17 protein-coding genes are annotated in these 23,940 nt (G+C 39.6%); 7 read left to right on the top strand and 10 right to left on the bottom strand.

Going from position 1 to position 23,940, the window contains the following annotated elements; genetic code table 11:
* Positions 1-33: 33 nt before the first annotated feature.
* Positions 34-783, bottom strand: coding sequence for a MaoC family dehydratase (locus Q0954_RS16055; protein ID WP_299458510.1), 750 nt, complete (start codon positions 781-783; stop codon positions 34-36).
* 502 nt (positions 784-1,285) lie between these two features.
* Between Q0954_RS16055 and Q0954_RS16050 the strand changes: the two genes are divergently transcribed.
* Positions 1,286-1,882 carry a hypothetical protein gene (locus tag Q0954_RS16050; RefSeq protein ID WP_299458509.1) on the top strand — a complete coding sequence of 199 codons (597 nt, stop codon included), beginning with the start codon at positions 1,286-1,288 and terminating at the stop codon, positions 1,880-1,882.
* A gap of 97 nt (positions 1,883-1,979) precedes the next feature.
* On the opposite strand, the gene Q0954_RS16045 is transcribed toward Q0954_RS16050, so the two are convergent.
* The 3 genes from Q0954_RS16045 to Q0954_RS16035 all read right to left on the bottom strand — a co-directional run bounded on the left by Q0954_RS16045 (position 1,980) and on the right by Q0954_RS16035 (position 8,697).
* On the bottom strand, positions 1,980-4,271 hold the full coding sequence (locus Q0954_RS16045; protein ID WP_299458508.1) for a 7TM diverse intracellular signaling domain-containing protein: 2,292 nt from the start codon (positions 4,269-4,271) through the stop codon (positions 1,980-1,982).
* Between the two features lie 326 nt (positions 4,272-4,597).
* On the bottom strand, positions 4,598-6,535 hold the full coding sequence (gene yidC / locus Q0954_RS16040; RefSeq protein ID WP_299458507.1) for a membrane protein insertase YidC: 1,938 nt from the start codon (positions 6,533-6,535) through the stop codon (positions 4,598-4,600).
* 461 nt (positions 6,536-6,996) lie between these two features.
* A complete protein-coding gene (locus Q0954_RS16035) occupies positions 6,997-8,697 on the bottom strand; it encodes a CTP synthase (protein ID WP_299458506.1) in 1,701 nt (566 codons plus the stop codon).
* Positions 8,698-11,348: 2,651 nt separating this feature from the next.
* Between Q0954_RS16035 and Q0954_RS16030 the strand changes: the two genes are divergently transcribed.
* The 3 genes from Q0954_RS16030 to pth all read left to right on the top strand — a co-directional run bounded on the left by Q0954_RS16030 (position 11,349) and on the right by pth (position 13,609).
* Positions 11,349-12,287 (top strand): ribose-phosphate pyrophosphokinase, encoded by a 939-nt coding sequence (locus Q0954_RS16030; RefSeq protein WP_002706112.1) that lies wholly within the window; start codon positions 11,349-11,351, stop codon positions 12,285-12,287.
* A gap of 59 nt (positions 12,288-12,346) precedes the next feature.
* Positions 12,347-12,961: a 50S ribosomal protein L25/general stress protein Ctc gene (locus Q0954_RS16025; RefSeq protein WP_299458505.1), complete on the top strand. Its 615-nt coding sequence runs from the start codon at positions 12,347-12,349 to the stop codon at positions 12,959-12,961.
* Between the two features lie 81 nt (positions 12,962-13,042).
* Complete coding sequence (pth, locus tag Q0954_RS16020) at positions 13,043-13,609, top strand: aminoacyl-tRNA hydrolase (RefSeq protein ID WP_299458504.1); 567 nt, start codon at positions 13,043-13,045, stop codon at positions 13,607-13,609.
* Positions 13,610-13,776: 167 nt separating this feature from the next.
* On the opposite strand, the gene Q0954_RS16015 is transcribed toward pth, so the two are convergent.
* From Q0954_RS16015 to Q0954_RS16005, 3 genes are all read right to left on the bottom strand, one after another.
* Positions 13,777-14,358, bottom strand: a complete 582-nt coding sequence (locus tag Q0954_RS16015; protein ID WP_299458503.1) for a YceI family protein — start codon at positions 14,356-14,358, stop codon at positions 13,777-13,779.
* A gap of 326 nt (positions 14,359-14,684) precedes the next feature.
* Positions 14,685-15,092: a VOC family protein gene (locus Q0954_RS16010; RefSeq protein ID WP_299458502.1), complete on the bottom strand. Its 408-nt coding sequence runs from the start codon at positions 15,090-15,092 to the stop codon at positions 14,685-14,687.
* 280 nt (positions 15,093-15,372) lie between these two features.
* Positions 15,373-16,773: a neutral/alkaline non-lysosomal ceramidase N-terminal domain-containing protein gene (locus Q0954_RS16005; RefSeq protein ID WP_299458501.1), complete on the bottom strand. Its 1,401-nt coding sequence runs from the start codon at positions 16,771-16,773 to the stop codon at positions 15,373-15,375.
* Between the two features lie 253 nt (positions 16,774-17,026).
* Between Q0954_RS16005 and Q0954_RS16000 the strand changes: the two genes are divergently transcribed.
* Entirely contained in the window at positions 17,027-20,032 is a 3,006-nt protein-coding gene (locus Q0954_RS16000) for a TonB-dependent receptor (RefSeq protein WP_299458500.1), read from the top strand.
* A 45-nt stretch (positions 20,033-20,077) separates the two neighbouring features.
* Here the strand turns inward: Q0954_RS16000 and Q0954_RS15995 are convergent, their stop codons facing one another.
* Genes Q0954_RS15995 through Q0954_RS15985 form a run of 3 tightly spaced genes read right to left on the bottom strand, consistent with a single transcriptional unit; the run spans position 20,078 to position 21,669 of the window.
* Positions 20,078-20,590 (bottom strand): hypothetical protein, encoded by a 513-nt coding sequence (locus Q0954_RS15995; RefSeq protein WP_299458499.1) that lies wholly within the window; start codon positions 20,588-20,590, stop codon positions 20,078-20,080.
* Positions 20,590-21,108, bottom strand: coding sequence for a hypothetical protein (locus Q0954_RS15990; protein ID WP_299458498.1), 519 nt, complete (start codon positions 21,106-21,108; stop codon positions 20,590-20,592). Before Q0954_RS15990 ends, Q0954_RS15995 begins: the two co-directional genes overlap by 1 nt.
* Positions 21,109-21,111: 3 nt before the next feature.
* Entirely contained in the window at positions 21,112-21,669 is a 558-nt protein-coding gene (locus tag Q0954_RS15985) for an alpha-ketoglutarate-dependent dioxygenase AlkB (protein ID WP_299458497.1), read from the bottom strand.
* A gap of 478 nt (positions 21,670-22,147) precedes the next feature.
* Between Q0954_RS15985 and Q0954_RS15980 the strand changes: the two genes are divergently transcribed.
* The gene (locus Q0954_RS15980; RefSeq protein ID WP_299458496.1) at positions 22,148-22,336 is read left to right on the top strand and encodes a hypothetical protein; all 189 of its coding nucleotides are present in this window, start codon (positions 22,148-22,150) and stop codon (positions 22,334-22,336) included.
* Positions 22,337-22,932: 596 nt separating this feature from the next.
* Positions 22,933-23,238 (top strand): helicase associated domain-containing protein, encoded by a 306-nt coding sequence (locus tag Q0954_RS15975; protein WP_299458525.1) that lies wholly within the window; start codon positions 22,933-22,935, stop codon positions 23,236-23,238.
* Positions 23,239-23,940: the final 702 nt, after the last annotated feature.

The raw sequence follows: 23,940 nt of genomic DNA, 5'->3' as shown, positions 1-23,940 counted from the left end.
CCTCAATACATAATTGAGGCTTTTTTTATTTGATTATGAGCGATTTACCCATTCTTTGCTTGCTACAATATAATACCCATGGTATACTTCTTCGTCTTGTTGCTTGCTCAGCCCTTTGTACAATGTTTTACGGTTGCCGTACTTAGGGTTAATTTCGCCGTGGTTGAGTTCTAACTCTGGCATTTCTCTACTTACTTGCTGTCCTTGAAACTCTATACCCAGATTGGTCACTGCGATACCAGTAAAATTTTCGGCGGTTGCTTTGGCTAACCACGCAATCAATAACGACTTTTCGAGGTTTTCTACGTCGCACTCTGCTGACGACACATTGCACACTAAAAAGCCTTCTACCGCTTGTTTCAGTCGATTATTTTTTTCTGTTTTTATTTCAAATTTTATTTTTTTGCTTTGGCCTTCAGTAACTTCCGAAGTCAAATGTATCTCTATATTAGTATCAATGTATACAGGTCTTTTAAATGCCACATCAAACTCCATAATACTCAGGTTGTGACCATACAACTCTACCAGAGCCGAAAATACCAAGCCCGATAATAGGGTGCCATGGGCTATAGGTTTGGCAAACCCTGCTTTTTGGGCTGCCTCTACATGGGTGTGTATAGGGTTAGCGTCTCCACTTACTTCTACATAAGTATTAACCATGTCACCTGTTACGTATAATTTTTTTACCTTGGTTTCATTTTCTGTGTGCTCATCGGTGTTTACTCCATTATTAAACCCCAGCAAATCTGCCAGCACTTCAATAGCATCCATTTGTTTTTCCATATTTTTAATTGACTAATTACTTATCAATATCAATGCTCACATGTTTACTTTCGTCATTGTAACACAAAGAAACTATATTTTTTAGATGAATACTTTAAAAGGCTCCATGTTTTTTATGCAGAAGTGATTGGTAAGAAATAACACGCCCTCTATTCAGCATTTTTTGCCTTGCTGCCTTATAGTTTAACCAGTAAAATCAAAAAGTACTATCTCATCACGCAAAAACACAAAACCATAATAAAAACATAAAAAAGTCACAAAAAAATATATTAAAACAATTAACATTGCTCATAAAATTAACATACAGAAAAAACCAACTAATATTTACTTTATACTGAATAATATTAATAATACAAAATTTTATACTAAATAAACATGTAATTTACAATTTGTGTATTTAAAAACTTATACTACATTTGCATCACACAAATTAAAAATGAGAGATCAAAAATAACATGCTAATTAAAATTCTCATTGAATATTCACATTAAAAAACAAAACAATGACTAATCAGATCAAACTAATCGCAGCATTAGTAATTACTTCATTTATGTTTTCTTGCCAAAAGTCAGAAAATGTAGAACCACAAAAACCTACCACCACTACTCAAAACAGTAGAACTACCAAAACTGCTCAAATCATAGAAGTAGCTCCACCCTTTTTAGAGTTTGACAAAATCAAAGTTTATAATAACTTAGATTTGCTTTTAAACTCAAAAGGTGAGCTTGTAGCTGGTCGTTTGGCTGAAGATGCTCGTGTGAGAGTAGCGGCTAAAAAAAGTAGCGAAAAAGCTAATTTTAAGAAAGGGACCATGATATACTTTGATATCAACGCAAAAGTGATAGGAGCCCTTCGTGGCAGACTTAAAAGTGACGCAATAGTTACTACAAGGGGTGTTTATGGAAAAGTAGTCAGGTTTTTAGCTGGAACAGAGATTAACTTCTCACCTGAGCGAAATAACTTAGGAGTTACTTTTGGTGTATTGGGTGCCTCTACCCAACTGATCAACTCTGATGGCACTGTTAGTTATTACCCACAAGGTACACGAGTAAACTTTGATGAACAAGGCTTGGTAAGCAGCTCAACATTACCTTGGTAATAATTTTTTTATAAACCAAAGCTATTAATCAAAACCACCGAAACATTGACGAATGTTTCGGTGGTTTTTGTATATATAAACACTTATGTTTAGAGGTTTACATTTTCACCCCAATAATCAATACATCATCTGTTTGTGGGTTAGTGTCTTGCCAATCCCTTAGCTCAGTCTCCAGCAGTTGCTTCTGAATCTTAAGTGGTCTGCCGCTTATCTCAAGCAAAAACTTTCTGAAATATTTTCGCATATATTTACGCCCCAACGCCCCCCCAAACTGGTCTTGAAAACCATCGCTAAAAATATAATAAACATCTCCCTGCTGTATATCCATTGTAAAAGTTTCAAACACTTTACTCACCCGGTACTGACTACTGCCAATGGGAAACTTAGAACCTTTTACCTGGTGTATTGCTCCGTCGCGGACATACCAAAAAGGATGCTTGGCTCCCGAAAAATACACCTTGCCGGCTTTTTCGTCTACTGCCAGTATAGATACATCCATGCCATCGTTGATGGGGGCACTATTTTCGGTACGGGTTTTTTGCAAAGTACTGGTCAAACGGTGGTCTAGTTCATATAAAATTTGTGAAGGCTCAGTAATTTTTTGATTCAAAATAATCTCATCCAACAAGTTTTGCCCCATGACTGTCATAAAAGCCCCCGGCACCCCATGTCCCGTACCATCAGCTGCAATCAATACCTTGACCCTTGGATGCAAACGTTTGCTATTATCATCTTCTTCGTCGTATACTGGCGGGGCAGTAATTTGTACACCCAAGGGTTCGTTTTTGTGCGCAAAAATATCTTCATTAAACCAGTAAAAATCTCCAGAAACAATGTCTTTGGGTGCAAGTAAAACAAAAGCATCTTTAAAATTTCGTGTAATTTCTTCCTGGTCGCACAAAATAGCCCGCTGGATTCTTCGGGCATAGTTGATACTGTCAGTAATGTGTTTATTGGTGCGTTGTAGTTGTCGGTTTTTATCTCCCAACTGACTCAATGCTGCCTTCATGTGCTCAGATTGTGCCGCAATCTCTTCTTTTTGTTGCAGCACCTTTGCTGTGCGCTCTGTCACCTTGTCTTCGAGCTCTTGAGTATGCTTTTTTTGCAATTTGTCGTTTTGGTGTAGTTGCTCTATCAAATCGGCCTGTGCCCGGCGTTTTTCCAGCTCATTCTCCTTGATTTTATAACCCAGTCCCAACGAAAAGAGCAATACTTCTAAAGCTGCTCCTGACTGGTAAACCAATGAGTAGGCAAAACGTGAATAAGAATAGATAAATATGCCTGCAATGACGGCAATATTGAGCGAAAGAGCCCCTAAAATAAAATAACGGGCGGTAATACTACCGGTTTTATACAATACCACAAACAACACCGCCGAAAGTAGCGCATCAATGCCCCCGCATACCAGCGAGAGGGTATTCATGAGCGGATAATTAGACGAGAAGTAGTAATAAATAAGTTCTATTGGAATCAAGGCAATGCGTATGCCCATATACACCCTTACGAAGGGATCTATCCTGGAGATAATGTCTTTGGTGTGCAAAAAAACCCGCATAAAACCAAAATACAATACCGACATCATACTTACTGTTACAATCCAGATGTAACTGTCTAAGGCGGGGTGTGCTGGAATAAAATACTCTCTAATAAAACCGTGAAAATAAAGAAAGTAGACGGCCAAAAACAGCATATAAGACGAGTAGTACAAATAAGTGCGGTCTTTTGTACTAAAAAAAATGACGAGATTGTACAAGATCATAATCCAAAAAACTCCTTGAAACATGCCTTGAAACAAACTCTCCCACCTTAAGCCTTCATTGTAGTTTTGTAAATCATGCAACTCCAGGTTAAACTTGGGGGTGCGTTTATCAAACATGACAATTTTTATATAAATTGTTTGGGGGGTTTGATAGGGTAAATATATCTTGGCCAATGATAAGATGGCTTCATTGACCGATTTTTGGGCAACCGGAACAAAAACGCCTGTTTTTTTTACCAATGCTTTGCCCTCTGGTTGTGGTATATACAACTCTACCACACTATTGCGCCCACCTATATGTAACAACCAATCGTCTTTTCGCTTGGCCTGATTTTGCAAGGTTATCTTTCCCCAATAGGTGTATTGATGTTTAAATTCTTTAGTTCGTTGGTTGTAAGGGGTAAACCGTTGTTGAAATGTGGGCGAAATGATCTGTTCATAAGTAAGTTTGCCAGCGGTATCTTCCAATACAGTAAGGTATTGATTCAAGCTTTCATGGATGGTTTTGGAGGGGTTAGCAATGACCGCTACCTGATGCTCAACGTTTGTATTGATTTTTGAGGTTTGAGCAAAGCAAACGCTGTTGCTCAATATCCAAAAAAGTACAATATAGGAAACCTTTTGCCACATATTGATGCTATAATTTTAGCTAAATTAGGAGAAATCTTTCAAAGTCAAACACACTTCCTACAATTTATCCGCAAATTGAGTACAAATCAATGTTTATTCAGGTATTGTTCACTACCTTTTCATGGCCGTATTATTTTGAAAAATAACGTGGTTCTTTGATAAGTTAGAATAACTTCAGGGAGACATTTACGAAACAACGTTATACTTCTTCGTTCGATAATCATGCTAAACACGAAAATTTAACCACAGGGGCTTGCCCCCAAGCTCTAAAGCGCAAAAAGAGAGCCTTAGGGCTCTCTTTTTATTATTTTTATAAAACTATTGATCTATTTTTTTTTGTCATTCATTTTGGCATTTCGAGCAGCATTCTTTTTCTCCGCTCTTTCTTGTTGTGCTTGCCTTGCTTTTTCTTGTGCTTCCTGCAAACGTACCTGAAAAGGAGATTTTTTCTTGGTTGCCTTGTCTTTGTACTTTTGCTCAGCTTCGAACTTGCTTATTTTCGCTTCTATTTTTTCTTCATCTACAAAATAACGCTTGATTATATGCTGCTGCCCCAGAGTAATCAGGTTTTGAATTAAGTAGTAAAAGCTCAGCCCTGAAGGGTAAGAGTTTAACACAAAGAAAAAGATAATGGGCATCATATACATCATCACCTTCATCATACCAGCATTTGGTCCACCTGCTGTGGCCGTATTTTGATTACTGGTCATGGTGATTCCAATAGATGAGATAGACATCAAAAGGGTGAAAATACTGATGTGATTGCCCAAAAATGGAAGGTTAAACGAGAATGTAATGACGTGATCGTATACCGATAAATCGTTTGCCCATAAGAATGGTTGTTGTCTAAGTTCGATGGCACTTGGGAAGAACATAAACATGGCAAACAAAATAGGCATTTGCAACAGCATAGGCAAGCACCCTTGTACAGCAGCAAATGGGCTTTGTCCAATTTTTTTATACAACTCCTGTTGATACATGCTGGTGGTTTGCATGTCGGGTTCTTTGCCACCATTTTCTTTACGGTGTTTCTCTTTAAAAGCGTCCATTCGTGGCTGAAGGTATTTGTTGATCACCTTCATTTTTGCCATAGACTTGTAAGAGCGGTACGTAAGTGGGAAAAGCATTGACTTGATGATGAGACTCAACAAGATAATGATTACTCCATAGTTTGACACAAACCCTTCGAGGAAAGCAAACAGTGGTACTACCAGGTATTTGGCAAACCAGTTTACTACCGGATAACCAAGGTATACGTTGTCGCTAAAGCTTTCTGCATCTACCTTTTTTAGTATATAGTATTGGTTAGGACCAAAGTAAAAAGAGAATTGCCCTTTGCCAGCTATGATATCGTTGCTGCCCACCAGTAAGTCTATTTCTCCGTGTTTCTCAACGGTCTTGCTTTTGGGGTCTTTTACTTCGGTAGCAAAAACTGCAGCATTAAAGTTTTTGTTTTTGGCAATTAGTCCGGTGGTAAAAAACTTTTGGTTGAAAGTAGCCCAGTGTAAAGTTTCTTTGATTCTTTTTTGTTGGTACTCAGCCTTAAGCCCTGACAATTCTTCAAAATCACCTTTGCTGAGGTAATAGTTGATTTTAGCTTTTTGGCGGCTTTGCTCTAGATCAAACTCCAGGCGTTTCATTTCGTTTACCCAGTGAAAGGCCACATTAGATTGTCTTCTTAGGGTATTTTCGAGCCCTACAAACTTCAAATCATAGCCTAACTCAAACCCATCGGCTTTTAAAGAATAGATTTGCTCTATGTATTGATTGGGTGCCAGCTCTAACTTAAAGCTTATGCTTTGTGCCTTGTTTTTTACTTCAATCTTAGCAGCAGCATTGGTGCTAAAATACAAGTCGGCAAGATTGACTTGCTTATTATCGGAGGTTTCTACAGTAAGATCGATCTTACTATTGGTACCATCCATTAAATACAAAGGTTTTTTATCGTAGGTTTTGTAGTTTTTCAACAATACCTTGTGTACCCGCCCCCCTTTTGTATTAAAGGATACTTTAATGTTTTTATTTTCAAGCGTAATTTCTTTTGCTGTGCCTTGACTTGCCTTTTTAAACTGACCATAATCGGCAGGTTTAGCTTTGCCTACTGGCTGTTTTTTTGGAGTTTTGGGTTTTTTCTGGCTCATCTGAACCGTGTCTTTCACATTTTTTGGATCTTGATTCTTTTTAGGATCTGGTCCAAAAAACTGAAAGTATACCATCAACATCACAAAAATCAACGCCAGCCCAATAACTTGATTTCTATCCATATCTTCAAAAATCTATCTTTTGTTCTTCCTTGGTTATCATCAAAAATCAATGAATAATAACCGCTACTTCTCGTTGTCTAGCAATCTGTAAAAAAATAAAACACCTCCAGGAAACACAATGTTTGGTAGTTGACCAGTAAAAACTGCACCTATAAGTTTGGTATGGTGAACTTTGCCAAGTCAATTTTACTTTGTTCACCCTTAAACTTTGATACCTCATAGGAATCAGCGCTATGGAACTGTTTTTTTATAAAGTACCACACCCAAAGATGATGTTCCGTAGAATAAGTTATTTCTGTTGGATTACTAATGACTTTACCAATGAATAATTAGTCTTGCAAAGTTGCTAAATGTTACACTAATAACCCGATAAAAAATGTTTTTTTTACAAAAACAAAGAGGTTTACCATGAGGCAAACCTCTTTCTACAAAAGTAATTGTACAAACTGAAGAACTCAATCCTATACTTTTGGGCTATTTGCTGTACTTTTTTTAGTTTCTTTTTTACTTTTTTCTCCCTTAGCACTTTCTTCATTAGAAGTTTGCTTACGGGCTGCATTCTCCATGGCAGCTTTTACAAAACTTACAAACAAAGGGTGTGGATTGAGCACTGTACTTTTTAGTTCGGGGTGAAACTGCGTACCAATAAACCAGGGATGCTCTTTGAGTTCCATGATTTCTACCAGCTCCGACTGAGGGTTGATTCCAGAAGCAGTCATTCCTGCTTCCTCGAAACGCTGAAGGTATAAATTGTTGAACTCATAGCGGTGACGGTGCCTCTCTTTAATTTCATCGACTCCATATATATCGGCTACTTTGGTTCCTTCTTTTAACACGCATGGGTAAGCTCCCAAACGCATTGTTCCTCCTTTTGCCGTAATATTTTTTTGGTCTTCCATCAAGTCAATGATCGGCTCTTTGGTCGCAGGGTTTACTTCGCTTGATATCGCCTTTTTGATTCCCAACACATTGCGGGCAAACTCTACCATGGCTACTTGCATGCCTAAGCAAATGCCAAAAAACGGCATTTTGTTTTCGCGGGCATATTTTACAGCCTTTATTTTACCTTCTACTCCACGGTCGCCAAAACCGGGTGCTACCAACATGGCATCCAGCTCGCCCAGTTTTTTAAAATCAAAGCTTCTTTTTTCCAGGTCTTCTGACTGTATCCACTGAATGTTTACCTTGCATTCATTAATGGCTCCGGCATGAATAAAAGACTCTACAATAGATTTGTAAGCATCATGCAGCTCTACATATTTGCCAATCAGTCCAATATTCACCTCATCGGTAGAGTTTTTAATTTTATACAAAAACTCTTTCCATTGATTAATGTCAGGTTTGCGACGGCTGGCAAGGCGTAGCTTGGTCAATACACGCTCATCGAGGCGTTCTGTTTGCATTAACAAAGGTACATCATATATAGTATCGGTATCTATAGCTTCTATCACCGACTCAAAGTCTACGTTGCAAAACAACGCTAATTTACGACGAATTTCTTCGGGCAAAGTATGGTCGCAACGAGCTACCAAAATATCGGGCTGAATACCCGCTTCGGCCAAGGTTTTAACAGAGTGTTGCGACGGCTTGGTTTTAAGCTCGCCTGCTGCCTGAAGATAAGGTACTAAAGTAAGGTGTACTACAATGGCATTGTTTTCTCCCAAATCCCACTTAATCTGACGTACCGCTTCTATAAAGGGCAAAGACTCAATATCACCTACACAACCACCTATTTCGGTAATGATGATGTCATACTTTCCGGTAGTGGCAAGTAACTGAAAATTTCTTTTGATTTCGTCGGTAATGTGAGGAATCACCTGCACAGTTTTGCCCAAATAGGCTCCCTGGCGTTCTTTCTGGATTACATTATGGTAAATTCTTCCAGTGGTGATGTTATTGGCCTGTGAGGTAGTAATGTTTAAGAAACGCTCGTAATGCCCTAAATCCAGGTCAGTTTCTGCGCCATCATCAGTTACATAACACTCACCGTGTTCGTAAGGATTAAGCGTGCCAGGATCAATGTTGATGTAGGGGTCAAATTTTTGGATGGTGACCGAAAACCCACGCGCTTGTAATAGCTTAGCCAAAGAGGATGCAATAATACCTTTACCTAAAGAAGATGCAACCCCTCCCGTAACAAAAATGTGTTTAGCAAATGCCATATATTAGTGATGTATTTTAAATGTCTTTTTTTTGCTTACGGGATACAAAGGTAGTACATATTATGAGATTTGCTAAGCTAAGGAATGGTACCAAAATAAATTTACATTCTTAACCTCATCTTTTGAGGCTATACTTTGTTAAAAAATAGCCGAATAGCGCTGCTATTAGCCGATTTTTTGCCGCGTCCAGCAACAAAATATTTTAGCGTTACTATAGAAATTTATTTTTACACCATTCCTTAGGAATGGTGAGAAATTAAATTACCATTCTTGAGGTAGAGGTTTTGTTTTGAGACGAGGCTATTTTTTGCGCCCATAGCAGCGCTACGGGCAATAAAAATAACGAAGTATCAAGGCGAAAAATCACCCCAATTTATTTTTGAACAATTCCTTAGTAGTGGGTACTAAAACAATAGCCTACAGCATTTGTTCTACACTGCATAGCTAAACCCGAAAACTTTTCACTTTATTTGTCGCTGACTGTCAGCCAATTATATTGTACTTACACGCTCATTTTAGCTTTAAAAAGAGTGATGGGTGTATATTTCAACATACGAATAAAAGCTTCATAAATAACTGATAATCAGTAATTTTCTTTAAATAAAACAGGTCTAAAACCACTTACAATCTTGACTATAGGAAGGAAGTGTTTTCAGATGTTCAATTATAAGGAGTGTAAAAACAGGGTATATTTGGATAATCATACAACCAATATCAGGGTTGGTTAGTCTTGGCTGATCTATAGCTTCAATCACTTCTATAGCTTGTAGGACAAAAAAAATTGATGGGCTAAAAATTAACCCACCAATTCACCCAATTATATTACACAATATATACTTTAATAAGGAGTTGTTGATTATCAACCATAAAGTTGGTTTCTGACAACTACTTATTCTGACTTCGTATTTTGATGACACAAAGGTAGTTACATCTGTCAAAACATTCTTTGGTTTGTAGGTTTTTCGTGTTTTTTGTCTCTACTTTTCTTTTTTCTCCTCTCAACTCTAACAAATCATTGTACTTTTCTAACAGTTAGCCAATAAATGTTAACTTTTAACATTCCTCGTTTTTTGCTTAAATTGAATATTTTCAACAATGCTTTAGGCTTTTTACTTCAAAAAATATCAATAAAATCTCCGAAAACAACCATTAACAAAATATTATTTTGATTTAAGCTTTTTAGGGACAAAAAAAGTAAGGGATGAAAGATTTTAACTAAAAAACCAGTTGATTCTTATCATTATCTTATTAAGGAAGGGAGTAGTGTAGAATAAATAGTAAAGAAACTGATTAGTTAACAAGGGGAAATATAAAGCTTAATAACAAAGATAGGCAATCTACAAAAGGGCAAAAAAAAATTGGCGCACTAAATATTAATGCGCCAATTCACCCAATTATATTACACAATGTATATATATTTAATACATTTTTTTCTTATTTGATGCTACAAAGGTAGGGAGTCATACCAGAACAATCTTTTGTTCATCATTTTTTTTATCTTTTTCAATACATTTTTTTTCAATTTTTGCATTTAAAGGCTATTTTATATAAACAAAGAGGCATACCATTTGTAACTACCTAATTTACAGTAGGTTTAATTTATACTAAAAGTCAGTATTTTTAATAATATTTCACCAATATAGCTTAATTAATATATTCAAACTTTATGTATTTACTACAAAAAACAATATATTATACTGATTAGGTAGTTTCAACAACTCTTTAATAAAAATATGCATCCTGCCATAGTACCAAAGATAGACAAACGATAGACAAGTAGGTAAACCAGCCACTATCGCTACATAAAAACAAGGGATGGCATCTTGGTAAAGGGAAAAGGCGAGGTGAAAAAACAGTGAGCTTAAAATGAGGCAAAAAAAATTGGCGCACTAAATATTAGTGCGCCAATTCACCCAATTATATTACACAATGTATATATATTCAATACATTTTTTTCTTATTTGATGTCACAAAGGTAGGGAGTTACAGCCAAACATTCTTTTGTTCGCAGGTTTTTCTTACTTTTAAGCAGGTTTTTTTTCAATGACCAGTTACTAGCTAAGAACTCATTGTACTTTTCTAATATAAGACTCTATCAACCTCTCTTCTTGCCACTACCAATTTGTATTGACAAATACCATAAATATCAATTATTTACACTACCCTTACAGTCTGCACATCTACGAATAGCATACATAAGCATTGACAACAAAATATTGTTTTGAAAACACCACAACTCAATGATTTAAAATAACTTTTTGGGTGCCCTGAAAGGTTCAGACTCAAAGTATTGCTCGATCAATTGCGTCAAAACTTGATTTTACTAATTGTGCATTGAGAGTTTTACACTTTCGCTAGGTATACCGCACATAACTGCCATATCGATAAAGAGGTGTATATCTAAACGCAGTTTTGTTGTCTTCCAAAATAAAAAAACCTAAATTTGCGCCTTCATTTCAGCCGAAAGATGGGCGATCATCAAAAAATACATCTTTGTAAAAAGAACAGGGAATAGCGGAAGAGGCAAAGAGGTGAAGTCTTAGTTATGATATGATTGATTCTTTATTACCCTTTATACTATACTAATTTGGTAGTAAAGAATTCTGTGGTTAGAAATTTATAGATTACATTTAAAACCAAAACAATATAAAATGTCCTCGGTTGTAAAAATTTTTTCAGGAACCAATTCTCACGATTTAGCCAGTCAGATTTCTCTCAAATATGGTCAGCCATTAGGTGAGCTTGTTATCAAGCGATTCAGTGATGGCGAAATTTCTCCAAGATTTGAAGAGTCAGTGCGTGGTTGTGAGGTGTTTTTGATTCAGTCAACTTGTCCTCCTTCAGATAACTTAATGGAGCTATTGCTGATGGCAGATGCTGCTCGCCGTGCTTCGGCAAAGTATGTAACTGCCGTGCTTCCCTACTTTGGCTATGCGCGCCAAGACCGCAAAGACAAGCCAAGGGTTGCTATAGCATCTAAGCTAGTAGCTAATTTATTATCTGCGGTGGGTATTGACCGCCTGATGACTTGTGATTTACACGCAGGACAAATTCAGGGTTTCTTCGATTTCCCAGTAGATCATCTCGACGGATCGGCAGTTTTCATTCCTTATGTAGAATCATTAGGACTTGATGACCTGATATTTGCAGCACCAGATGTTGGAGGAGTAGGAAGAGCCCGCGCTTATGCTACTTATTTCAAAACGGATATGGTAGTATGCGACAAACACCGTAAACGTGCCAATGAGGTTGCTTCTATGCAAGTAATTGGTGAGGTAGAAGGTGCCAATGTGGTAATTGTAGATGATATGTTAGACACTGGTGGAACCATGTGTAAAGCAGCTGAAGCCATTCTTGCCAAAGGTGCCAAAAGTGTGAGAGCAGTTTGTACTCACCCAGTATTTTCGGGTGCTGCTTATGACAACATCTCTAACTCAGTGTTGGAAGAAGTGGCAGTGTCGGATACCATTCCTTTGACCAAACCCGCACCCAAAGTACGCGTATTGAGCGTGGCAGATTTGTTTGCTACTGCTATACGTCGTATTCACGAACATGAATCAATTAGTAATTTGTTTATACAATCCAGCTAATTGTAGCTGAAAACCCGCAAGGGTTATTTTTTATTTTATATTTTAAACGAAGTGAGTTTATGAAAACGCTAGAGATTATAGGGTATCATAGAGCAAATCTCGGCAAAAAATCCTCAAAGGATCTGCGCAGAGACGGTAATGTACCATGTGTATTGTACGGAGGCGACAAGCAAGTACACTTTCAGTCACCAATGATTTTGTTCCGTGACTTGGTATATACTCCCAATATACACAAGGTACTTTTGAATGTAGAAGGTGACAAATACGAGTGCATCCTACAAGATATTCAATTTCATCCAGTAAGTGAGATGATCATGCATGCTGATTTTCTTCAAATATCTGAAGATAAAGCTATCAAGATGGATGTTCCTGTAAAATACGTAGGTACCTCTCCTGGAGTAATCGGAGGAGGAAGATTGGTATCAAAGCTTAACAAACTTAAAGTGAGTGCTTTGCCTGCCAAAATGCCTGAGTTCATTGAGGTTGATATTTCTGAATTAGAATTAGGTAAGTCGGTCAAAGTAGGTGCTTTGTCAACTACTGAATTTGAAATATTGAACAGCGATCGCTCTCCAATTGCATCAGTTGAACTTACTCGTGCTCAACGTGGTAAGCAGTCTGGAACTGAGGATGGAGAAGAAGCAGAAGGAGGAGAAGAAGGAGACGCAGAATAGTAACTTCGACTTTGTAAAACAAGTACAGGTCATTAGTCGTAAGGCTAATGACCTTTTTTGTAAAAGAAACTTTGTAAAACAATGAAATACTTAATTGCTGGTTTGGGCAACATAGGTGCAGAATACGAACTCACCCGTCATAACATTGGTTTTCTGGTGCTTGATCATCTTGCCGATAAACACGATGCGCCAGATTTTAGCACGCATAAACTGGCTATGAAGACCGAGTTTAAGCATAAGGGACGTACGTTTCATTTAATTAAACCTACTACTTATATGAACTTGAGCGGCAAGGCCATCAATTATTGGCTACAAGAGCTCAAGGTTCCTCGTGAAAACTTGTTGGTGATTGTCGATGACATTGCTTTGCCTCACGCCAAGTTACGTTTGAGGGGCAAAGGCTCAGATGGTGGGCACAATGGTTTAAAAAACATTCAGGAGGTATTGGGCAACAGTCAATACGCCCGCATTCGTTTTGGGGTAGGTAATGACTTTAACAAAGGTGAACAGGTAAAGTATGTATTGGCTAACTTTACCAAAGAGCAATTGGATACTTTGACCGAACCTATGGACCTGGCATGCGATATGACCATTTCTTTTGCCACTATAGGGTTAGACCGGGCAATGAACACCCACAACACTAAATAGTAGCAAGCCATTAGCTTCAAGCAACACATAAACTGCAGAGAGGCTTATTTTTGGAATACTCAAAATACATCATGTTTATATTGCTCAATTGTTACACTAAGCATCACAATTGAGCAATGTAAAATGGATTAAAACATCTTGAACAAGTTATCCCTGCTTGTTTCCTTTCACTTTCGTTTATATGTAGCGTTTACGGTTACGTCTACCCCTATCCCACGCACTGCCTGGATCACAGGTTTGCCATTTACTTTTCCTAAGCCATATTTACTAATGTCAGGAATATTGAACTGGGCAAAGCCTACTACTTCTTTTCTGCCAGTTGTAAGCTTTCCGGTAGCTTTTATAGGCCTGGTTACTCCACGCATAGTCAGCTCACCTTCTATGACTATTTCATATTCCCGCTTTTTTCTAAGTTTAATTGCTCCAAAGTCAACAATTTTCCCTTTGAATTTAATAAAGGGATATTTTTTTGAATAAACCAATCCGGGGTAATTGAAATACTTTTGAACAATGGCTCGCTTAAACTTAAACGCCTGTACAGGTACCGTAAATAACATTTGCCCGGTTTTGGGGTTTAAGGCGCTTGTAGCACTTTGGTTTTCACCTACAATGCTCCCTGCTTTGGTAGCAAAATCAAGCTTAACCGTAGAGTTTTTGGCTACATACTGTTTTTTTTGGGCTTGGGAGCCAAAGGCAAATCCCAGGCAAAACAAGGTGACTAAAACAGCCAACAAATGGGTTTTCATCATTTCATTATTTTTTAGGCTCTTATAAAGAATTGGGCTGAAGGGTTATTGTATAACCATGTTTGCTCTTCACTAGGGCAACCATTCCGATAAACCGCGAACTTCCATTGCATTACAGCAAGGGATTGCCCCTACACTTATCACTTTAATTTATACATAAATACCTGTATATCAGAAATTTTAAAAACTTTGTACACTCCTAAAATGTACCCGCAGGATGCTTAATAAGAGCCATTTTTTAATTATATCTATTATCTTATTTAGTCTACGGTTCATAGTCCCACTGCAGTAAATTTTGCACGAGTTACTGAGCACCGACCGACTTTTTGCTAACCGTTTATTCCTGCTTCTTTGGGTTCTACCAGGTCCCATAAGTTGCCATAAAGGTCTTCAAACACTGCTACTGTGCCATATACCTCCTCGCTGGGTTCCCTTACAAACCTGACCTTATTTTCAGTCATTTTTTTATAATCACGCCAAAAATCATCGGTATGCAAAAACAAAAATACCCTTTGCCCTGCCTGATCTCCCACCCTTATTTTTTGGGCTTCGTTTTTGGCTTTTGCCAACAACAAGCGGCTCTCGGTAGCACCCGGAGGCGACACTATGACCCACCTTTTGGTTTCGCTCATCACGGTGTCTTCTATGAGGGTAAACCCCAAACTTTTGGTATAAAACTCAATGGCTTCGTCGTAGTCGTTGACTAACAATACAATATTGGCGATTTTCTGTGTCATATTTTTTTAGTCTATAGTTTAAAGGTTCTCCACAAGCGGGATGTCGGCAACGCCTCCACTAGGTGCACCCTGTTCAATAGGCAACTAACAAGTTCATAGTACACTTATTTTCAGCGAGTTATAAATTCACCAGTATGGCTTTGTTAAGGAACCGAACGTAGTGAGCTCAACAGCATTGCCTCATAGTCGGTAGAAACTGGTAGAACAAAGTGTAAATACTACTCAGCTCTCGGTGGAAACTATGCCCCCTGTTTACGGGGCACCTTGCAAGCACTAACTACTACATGGTTTCAATTACTTTTTGGATTACTTCGGTAAAATAAGCCCCATTGTAAGGTCCAAACCAGTTCATGTGACGGGTTTCGGGTTCGTTTACATTGTACCATTTATCATCGGTAATGTAGCCTACATAGCCCCCGTTAAAGCTGGTAATAATGGTTTCTACTCCTTTGCGCTGGCTCACGGCATCGAACCGGGGCACCAGCTCACCCGAAAAGTCGCAAGGGGTACCTACAAATACCAAATCACCCAAACGAAGTGCCGTGATATAAGCCGGGTAATCGCCGTACAAGGCATAAAACAACCAAGGGCGTAAACGCCAATCTTCTGAGATTTTTACTTGTGGAGCACGCAAGTCTATTTTGAGCGAACGCATAAACAATTGCTTGTTGGCTTTGGTAGAAACACTGTCTATTTTATCGAGCACCAACGCCGACATTTTAGTCGATATATTTTCCAGTTGCTCATAGTCGTTGCCTCCAGGCACATCTATAGGCGCATGGCTGCCCATAGCTCCGGCAAAAAATGCGGCAAAATCTATTCGAGGGCTTTTTTCCAACAACTGAATGACTCGATTGGGATAGTCGCCCGAAATAGGTTTGCGCTCAGAGGCAAAGCAGGTAGAGTGGGCGGCAAAAGTAAAAAGTGTGGCTACCTTGCCCGATTGTTTTTTTATTTTTAGCAAACGCAACCAAGGATCGACAATGCCTTTTTCGCGCACCAGGCGATTGTATAGCAAGTCTTTAGCGTTTATTTTAACATATCCGAGTTGGGCGTATTCTTTGGTTTGGTTGGCTTGTTTGATCGCACTAATCACCGCATGGGCTATATTATCTACAACACTTTGCTCATAACTTCCCGCAAGCAACCTCCCTACTACTCTCGATCCCCAGTGCCCTACACTGTTATGGCTATGGGTAGCCGAAAAGTATACGTTTTCTTTAGCAAAACCAATAGTCGAAAGTTGTTGGTGTATCACGGCAAGTATGGTAGGTGGCACTATGAGTAGGTCTATGGTCACCATCGCTACTTTACGGTCACCGTTATCAAACACAAAAGCCCTTGCCCGTAGCGAATCCTGTAAACCTACGCTATTGCCGTAGCGATCGCCATAGCCTGCCAGGTGTACCGGATGATTGGGCGTAAAATCTGCCTTACCCCAGCCTACTTTTATTGAGTCGGTTTTATTGTTTACCACAGGGACAGGTGTGTTTTTTAGCGATTTTATACGCTCCATAGTGGTACGGTAGTAGGGCATTTTTTTGTAGGGGGTACGATCTATTTTGGTCAGGTTTGCCCCAATAAAAACTAACAATAGCAGGATAAAAACACCCAATGCTTTCAATATGAAAAAGGTGATTTTTTTGGTGATGATCAATGCTTTTTTAACGCCTGGGTTCATTATATCAAGATTAGTGTAAACTACAGGATGCTTATGCCTGGCAATCGGCAAAAGTACACATTTTTTTCGAATAGCCTGACGTTGTTCCAAACGATGTCGCTCCACCCCAAACACCTCCGGGCATTTTATTTATTTTATCGGCTGTCCTCTTGCAAACTTCCATAAATTATGACGATATTTTGCGCCAATACCTGGCTTTGGTTTAGCTCAATTGTGCTTTCCGGGCTTTCTCAATCAATTGATTATAACAACTGTGAAAAAAGTAATTACCATCATTTATATCGGCTGCTTGCTAAGCCTTGCCTCGTTGGGTTGGGCACAAGTAAATTTAGAAGTAAGTCTTCTTCGCCTCCCTGACCTTCAGCCAGTAAAAAACCTTAAGGTATACCTTGAAAACCCCGCCATTGGTTACCAGGCCCAAAGCGTGAGCAATGCCCAGGGTAAAGTATGGTTTAGGGGTTTGTCTACGCTGGGAGCTTACCAGGTAAGCGTGCCAGGAAATGAGCAATACTTGGCGACTAAAGTCACTGGCATAGACCTCCGCGCCCAGGCAAAACCCAGTGTGCAACTGTTGTTGATCCGCAAAAACTCAAAGCAACTCGATGAGGTAGTAGTATCGGCTGCCAGTTCTAAAATAAACACCATCAATGCCGAAGTAGCCTCAGACCTCCAGCTCAAAGAAATTCAGACATTGCCTATAGAGGGACGCGACATTACCAGGGCTTTGTATCGTTTGCCCAACATAACCCAAGCCACAGGGTTTTATCCCGAAGCCCCCAATATCAGCATCAATGGAGCAAATAGTCTGTTTACCAATTATATGATAGATGGCTTGGACAATAACGAACGTTTTTTGGGTGGACAAAAATTTGCTATTCCTGTAGGGTTTACCAAAAACATTACGGTGCTTACCAACAACTATTCTACTGAGTTTGGGCTCACGGGCAATGGCATTGTCAATATCACTTCGCGTTCGGGCAGTAATCAGCTCAATGGTGAAGTTTTCTTGCTTGTCCGCCCTGGTTCGGTCATTGACTCCCCTTCAGAGTTTGCCCAACGCGATTTAAGCGGCAATCAGGTAAAAGATGGTTTTCAACGCTACCAGACGGGGTTTGGACTAGGGGGAGCTTTGATTAAAAACAAGACTTTCTACTACATAAATGCAGAGCAGACCATTGATGTAAAAGACAACTTGCTCAACTCGCCCGACCTCAATGTAAACGAGACCGTGAGGGGGCAAAACAGGTTTACTTACCTTTCGGGCAAAATAGATCATTTCTGGAGCAAGCATTGGTCTACTACTTTGCGGGCAAATGTGGGCATAAGTGCCATTGAACGGCAAGGCGGTGGCTTGGAAGGAGGCACTTTGTTTCCTTCTGCGGCAAGTTTGCAAGACAGAAACTCGACATTGATTGCATTAAAAAATCTCTATACGGGCAAAAAACTGATCTGGGAAAGCAATGTGCAGTTTGCCCGCTTTCGCTGGAACTATGGCAGGCCTCAAAACGGGGAAAGCCCTCAGGTAAATATTTTAGTCAATAACCTTCCCGCAGCGGTATTAGGGCACCCAGGGTTTATTTTTGACTCTCACGAAAAAACCTGGCAAATTCAGCAAAAGCTGGAATACTCGCTAAGCAGCCAACATACCATCAAAGCCGGGATTGAGCTTATCAGTGCCCAGCACTCGTTGTTTGGCGGGGGCAACATCAATGGCAACTATACCATCTTGCCCACCAATGCCGAGCTTGCCGCAATGATTGCCCAAAACAAAGGGGCAAACCTCCAGATTGGCGATGTACCCGCTACAGTGCAGGTACTCAGCGCCAGCGTAGAACTCAGACCCAACTCATTTGGGGGCACCCAAAACATTTACAGTGCTTATGTAGAAGATGTATACTCGGTCACCTCGCGTTTGAACCTGATCTTGGGGCTTCGCTACGATTTTGACAACTTATCGCAAACCGGAGCAGGCAAAGGGGATTTTAATAACATTGCACCTCGCTTTAGCTTCAATTATAAAATCAATGCGTCGAGTACGATAAGAGGTGGTGTAGGTACTTTTTTTGAAAAAATACTGTATGCTGTGTATAGCGATGCCCTACAGCAAAATACCAGGTCTGACAATTACTTGCTGCAACTGCAACAGCTACAGGCGCAAGACCTGATTGATCCATCGGCAGATTTGAACCAACTCATTTTTGATGGCAATCTTACGGCAAGTGTAGACAATGTGGGCTATCTTCAGGCGCCTGCTCCAACCGCCTTGCAAAACGAAAGAAATAATATATTCAGCAACGAACGCCGCATATTATCGCCCAATGGCTGGCAAAACCCTTACACCCACCAAATATCGTTGGGGTATCAATATGAGTTTGACCGTGATTTTTTGTTTTATGTCGACCTGGTACACAATCAGTCGTATAACTTGTTTAGGCTGCGCAATCTCAATGCTCCCAAACCATTTAGCCCTAGTGAAGCAAAGCCAATACGCACCCAAACCGAAGCGGATTTTACCCGCCCAGTACCCATACTTACCGATGCCAATGGCAGTTATGCCATTATCAACGGACAACGCATCAGTGGCATAGCACGCAATGTGGTTGTATCAGAAACCGCCGGAAGGTCTACCTATTGGGGGGCGAGTTTTAATCTCCAGAAAGCCCGAGGCAAAAGTAAAGTAAGTTACCGTTTTACCTACACTTTGTCGTTGCTGGAAAACAACACCGAAGACATTAACTTCAGGGCAATGGATGCCAATAATTTTGAAGCAGAGTGGGGTCCCGCCCTCAACGATCGCCGCCACGTGATCAATGGGGTGATCAATTTTTTTCCTATTAAAAACTTCACGGTTACTACCGCATTTTTGCTACAAAGCGGGCAACCCATCAACCGTATTCCTGATGCCAGCATATTTGGCACTACTGACCTCAACGGCGATGGCAGATCATTTGGTGATGCTTATGTAGGAAACAGTGACCGCTCGCCAGGAGAACCCCGCAACAGCGACCGCTTGCCTTGGTCTAATACGTTTGACTTGAGTGTGCGTTATCAAATACCTTTGGGTAAAAACAGTCGCCACAAGTTCGAGATAAGTGCCGATGTATTCAACGTGTTTGATGCAGAGAACCTGAGTGGATTTTCAAACAATGCCAGTCAAAGCAACCAGATTCAGGTAGGGCCTCGTGCTTCGGGCAGTTTAACCATCAGAAATGCCGCCCCACCCCGACAGTTTCAGTTTGGAGCGAGGTATGTGTTTTAGAAGAGTAAAGGGTAAAAGCAACAAGGGAAAGTAACTTTATAGTTGTTACTCTTTGGTGATCTTGTTTTGCAAAAACTTTTCAATATCGTGGCTCAAGGCATTTTGGCAAGCACCTTCAGAGTCGTTTATCTTCATCAATATAACAAATAGTGCTGCCAAAACTATTATATCCTGTAACCAATCAGGAGTAGCCGGAGATAATATCTCTTGTGAAAACTCATCCTGGATGCGTTCCATTTCTGCCCGAAGTACTTGCTTTTTTTTCTTGAAGTAAGGAAGCTTGTACTTCCAGCTTTTTAGTGTTTTTTCCAAATAGGCGAGTCGTTCATGCTGTTGCATCGCCCTCTTGCCTTTTTCTATACCATAATATACTCCATTATAAGCACAAGTAACGGTATTGTATACTCTTCCGAGAAGGTCGAGACTGGGAGGATGAGGCAAAAACAAAAGGGCATAATCTTCATCAGTTGTTACCTTTGCCCGAATGGTTTCCAGGTCATTGCGCAACATTTCGTCAACTACTTTTAACACCAATGCTGTATTTATTTCCTCAATCATTACTCAGGGCGAATTGTGTTGGCTATGCGTTGCTTAAAAAGTTGCTCAATATCGTGAATCAAGGCACTCTCAATCACGCTTTCAGGATCATTTATTTTCAGTACATCAACCAAACAGCGGGCAACCGAACTATACTGTTGGACCAAATTAGGAGGACCTAACGGGGAAGCCAGGTTACGGTGCAATAAATCACGTTTTTTTTCAATAATACCGTCTAACTCCTCCTGCAACTCTTCTTTCGCGGCTACGCCTACAGGTTTACCCAATGCCTGGGTCAAATAAGCTTCCCGCTCGTCCCAATAGGCTATATTGACAGCCTCTTGCTTGTGTTTTGCTACTGCCTCATAAGCACCATTGACAGCGAAGTGAATGCTCCTAAGTTTAATAGGTTTGGGTAAAACCAAACACGCATCACCTGGGTCAGTTGTTAACTTTACCCAAGCGGTTTCCCAATCATTGTCCAATACGCTTGTCACTATTCGCAACATCAGCGAAGTGTCTACATCATCATTCATCATTATTTATTTTTTATATTCATCTTTTACTGTTCTAAAAGTAAGCGAAACCCTGCGCTTTTGCACATTTACAATGCTATGTTGCCAGTGGTGGCGGACTTCGCCTTGCATCACCAGCAAACTACGGGCTGCCAATGCCAATGCCTGCTTACCTTGCCCAACCTCTGGCATTGGCTCGAGCTCCATGATACAGTCTGCTTCCAGGCTTACAATCAAAATGGTTTCACCAAAAAGCAGTGGACTATCTATGTGAGGCTTAATCCCCTCCCCTGCCTTGTATTCGTTTACGATTAATAAGTCGGGCAGGGTGTTTAAATATTGCCTTATTAAAAAAGCCTGGGTAAGTTGGGCAGCCCAACCGGGCAAGGGGGTATGGGTAGACACGTGATCCATTGTACGCTTAAGAAAGTGATACCTATAGCCATATTGTTGTACCCGTCTCACATAGAGGTCTTCCCAGGTAGCTCTGGCTATTTCCTTCAGTAGCTGCTTTTCTTCTTTTTTATTTACAAAATCGGGCACATACTTTAGTCCCTCTATAGGGGGTAAAACAGAATTAGACATAGTTGAATGGTTTATTGATGATTACCTCTGCCGTTGCTGTGACTTTGATTTCTGAATGCTCCGATTAAGCCAATGTACTGGTTGTACCTCAGAGCTGAGACTAATGAGATTTCAATTTCTAAATGACCGGATTAAGCCTCGTGAAATAATAGTTGAAAATGGGCGTTTGCAGGCTCAAATCAAAGTTGAGGCAAGTTTTTTTAACTTGGTAAAGTCTGAAACCTACCATCGTCTAAAAAGCTCTAGAGGGTTTCAGACTTTGCAAATACCTAATTCTCAAAACTTACCCATAAGTAAAACACCAACAGGAGCCTTACTCTTTTCAAGGTGGTTTTGGTAAAAGTTATTAGCTTTGAGGTATACCAAGTAAGTTTTGCACATTAAAGATAGCATTAATTGAGCACTATTTTTTGATTTAAATTACTGTTGTACTCAAACTTAAACCAAGTTAGAAGTCAAAAAAATAAATATGTAAAAAATGATAAACTGGAAAACAATTGTTGGAGCCTTATTAATTTTAGGAACTTGTTCTGAGTTGTCAAATATAATAAGTGATTATAGATCTGGTAGTCTAGAGTATTGGCCATTTGGTGTTGGGATTGGAGCAGCTTTAGTCATATTTGGTGGTGGGTGGTTGATAAAATCAGGTTTAAAAAATAAAACTTAACATTAGAGTGTAATTTTTGAATAACGGAATACAGACATGCGCAATACAGTACTGCAGTAGTAGTGCCACTGGTGGTGGAAATTTTTCGGGGGATTGAGGGGGTGGTCACAGGTAGTCAATCACTGGTGACTAAGGTAGTAGTTAGTAAGCAGTTCACTAAACTGTCAAGCTATATGAAACATCAAATAATTCCAAAATATTGTGTATTTTAGGTCTTATGGAAGACAAGGAATGGGTCTACCCTTTTGAGAAGCCCCATAGTTGGGATTCGCGCGACGAGCAATGATACATGCGTTACTTAGAGCTCAAAGCGTACAAAAAAATATACGGAGATTGTAGAGTGTTGGGTGGGCGAAAAACAAAGCCTTGGGAGGTTGGGTATCTGGCCAACGAATCAATAAGATGAGAATGGTTTCGTGGCGAAAAGAGTTGTTGAACAAGTTGGGTTTTACCTGGTAAGCGAAGGAGCGGGTAATTTCAGCAAAATACAGTCATCTGTCTAAAAAAGAGGGGGTTTGGATGACAACCTTTGACAAACTAGCGGCTTATTTGGAAAAAACGGGGCATATCACGGCAAGCCGTCAAACTCCAGAGGGATAAAGCTAAGTCGTTGGGAAAGCAAACAACGTGGGCGTCGTAAACAGGGCAAGCTATCTAAAAAACGCATTGAATTACTGGATAGCATCGGATTTTCCTGGTCATTAAAAGGAAAGAGACTAAGTTTGCCTGTATACGATTACTTATGGAATGAGAGATTTGCTAAGCTAAAGATATTTCAGGCTGAGCATGGGCATTGTAATCCTTCTAAATCAAGGAAACGAAAACTTTGGGATATTGTTTTTTTTTCCAAAAGGAAAGGTTCAGAAGAGGACAACTTGCCCAACATTTCATTGACTTATTAGATGATTTAGGTCAAGAATGGAAAGTACCTACACGACGCAATACTAAAAAAGATAAATAAACCTTACCCCGACAGTTTCAAAGGCGAATCAGTCGGGTAAATCTACTTAAAATGACTATTTTTGAACAACTACTGCCTGCCTTTCCACATTTTCAAAATATTTCTTGTTAAAAGCGTCCAAAGTCAACCACTGAGATGGGTATATCCAATTGATACCCAAGATAAAGAAAAAGCTAATGGCTAAAAGCCAACAGCTAAAGTTCAACAGAACTCAAAAGCCAAGAACAAAAAGGCTAAAGGCCAAAAGCTAAAGTTCAACAGAGCCCAAAAACCAGAAGCGAAAAAGCTAAAGCTCAACAGAACTCAAAAGCCAAGAACAAAAAGGCTAAAAGCTAAAGCTCAACAGAGCCCAAAGGCCAAGAACAAAAAGGCTAAAAGCTAAAGCTCAACAGAGCCCAAAGGCCAAGAACAAAAAGGCTAAAGGCCAAAAGCTAAAGGCTAAAAACCAACTACTTAAACCAAACCAAGGTCATGCGTATCCATTTATTCAAGTGCCTTATTATTGCGGGAGCTGTAACTAATCAGTTGCTTGCTTGATTTTGTTTTTTTGCATTTGCGATTAAGAATTTGTTCGGATGTTATTTGTTTTTGTTTAATATTTTGTACTTTGGATTTATGGATTTGAGAGATTTAGCCAAACGTT

This window comes from uncultured Microscilla sp. (assembly GCF_947493425.1).
In the GTDB taxonomy this organism is placed as follows: domain Bacteria; phylum Bacteroidota; class Bacteroidia; order Cytophagales; family Microscillaceae; genus Microscilla.
The sequence above is the reverse complement of the archived record's forward strand: the minus strand, read 5'-3'. Positions and strand labels throughout refer to the sequence as shown.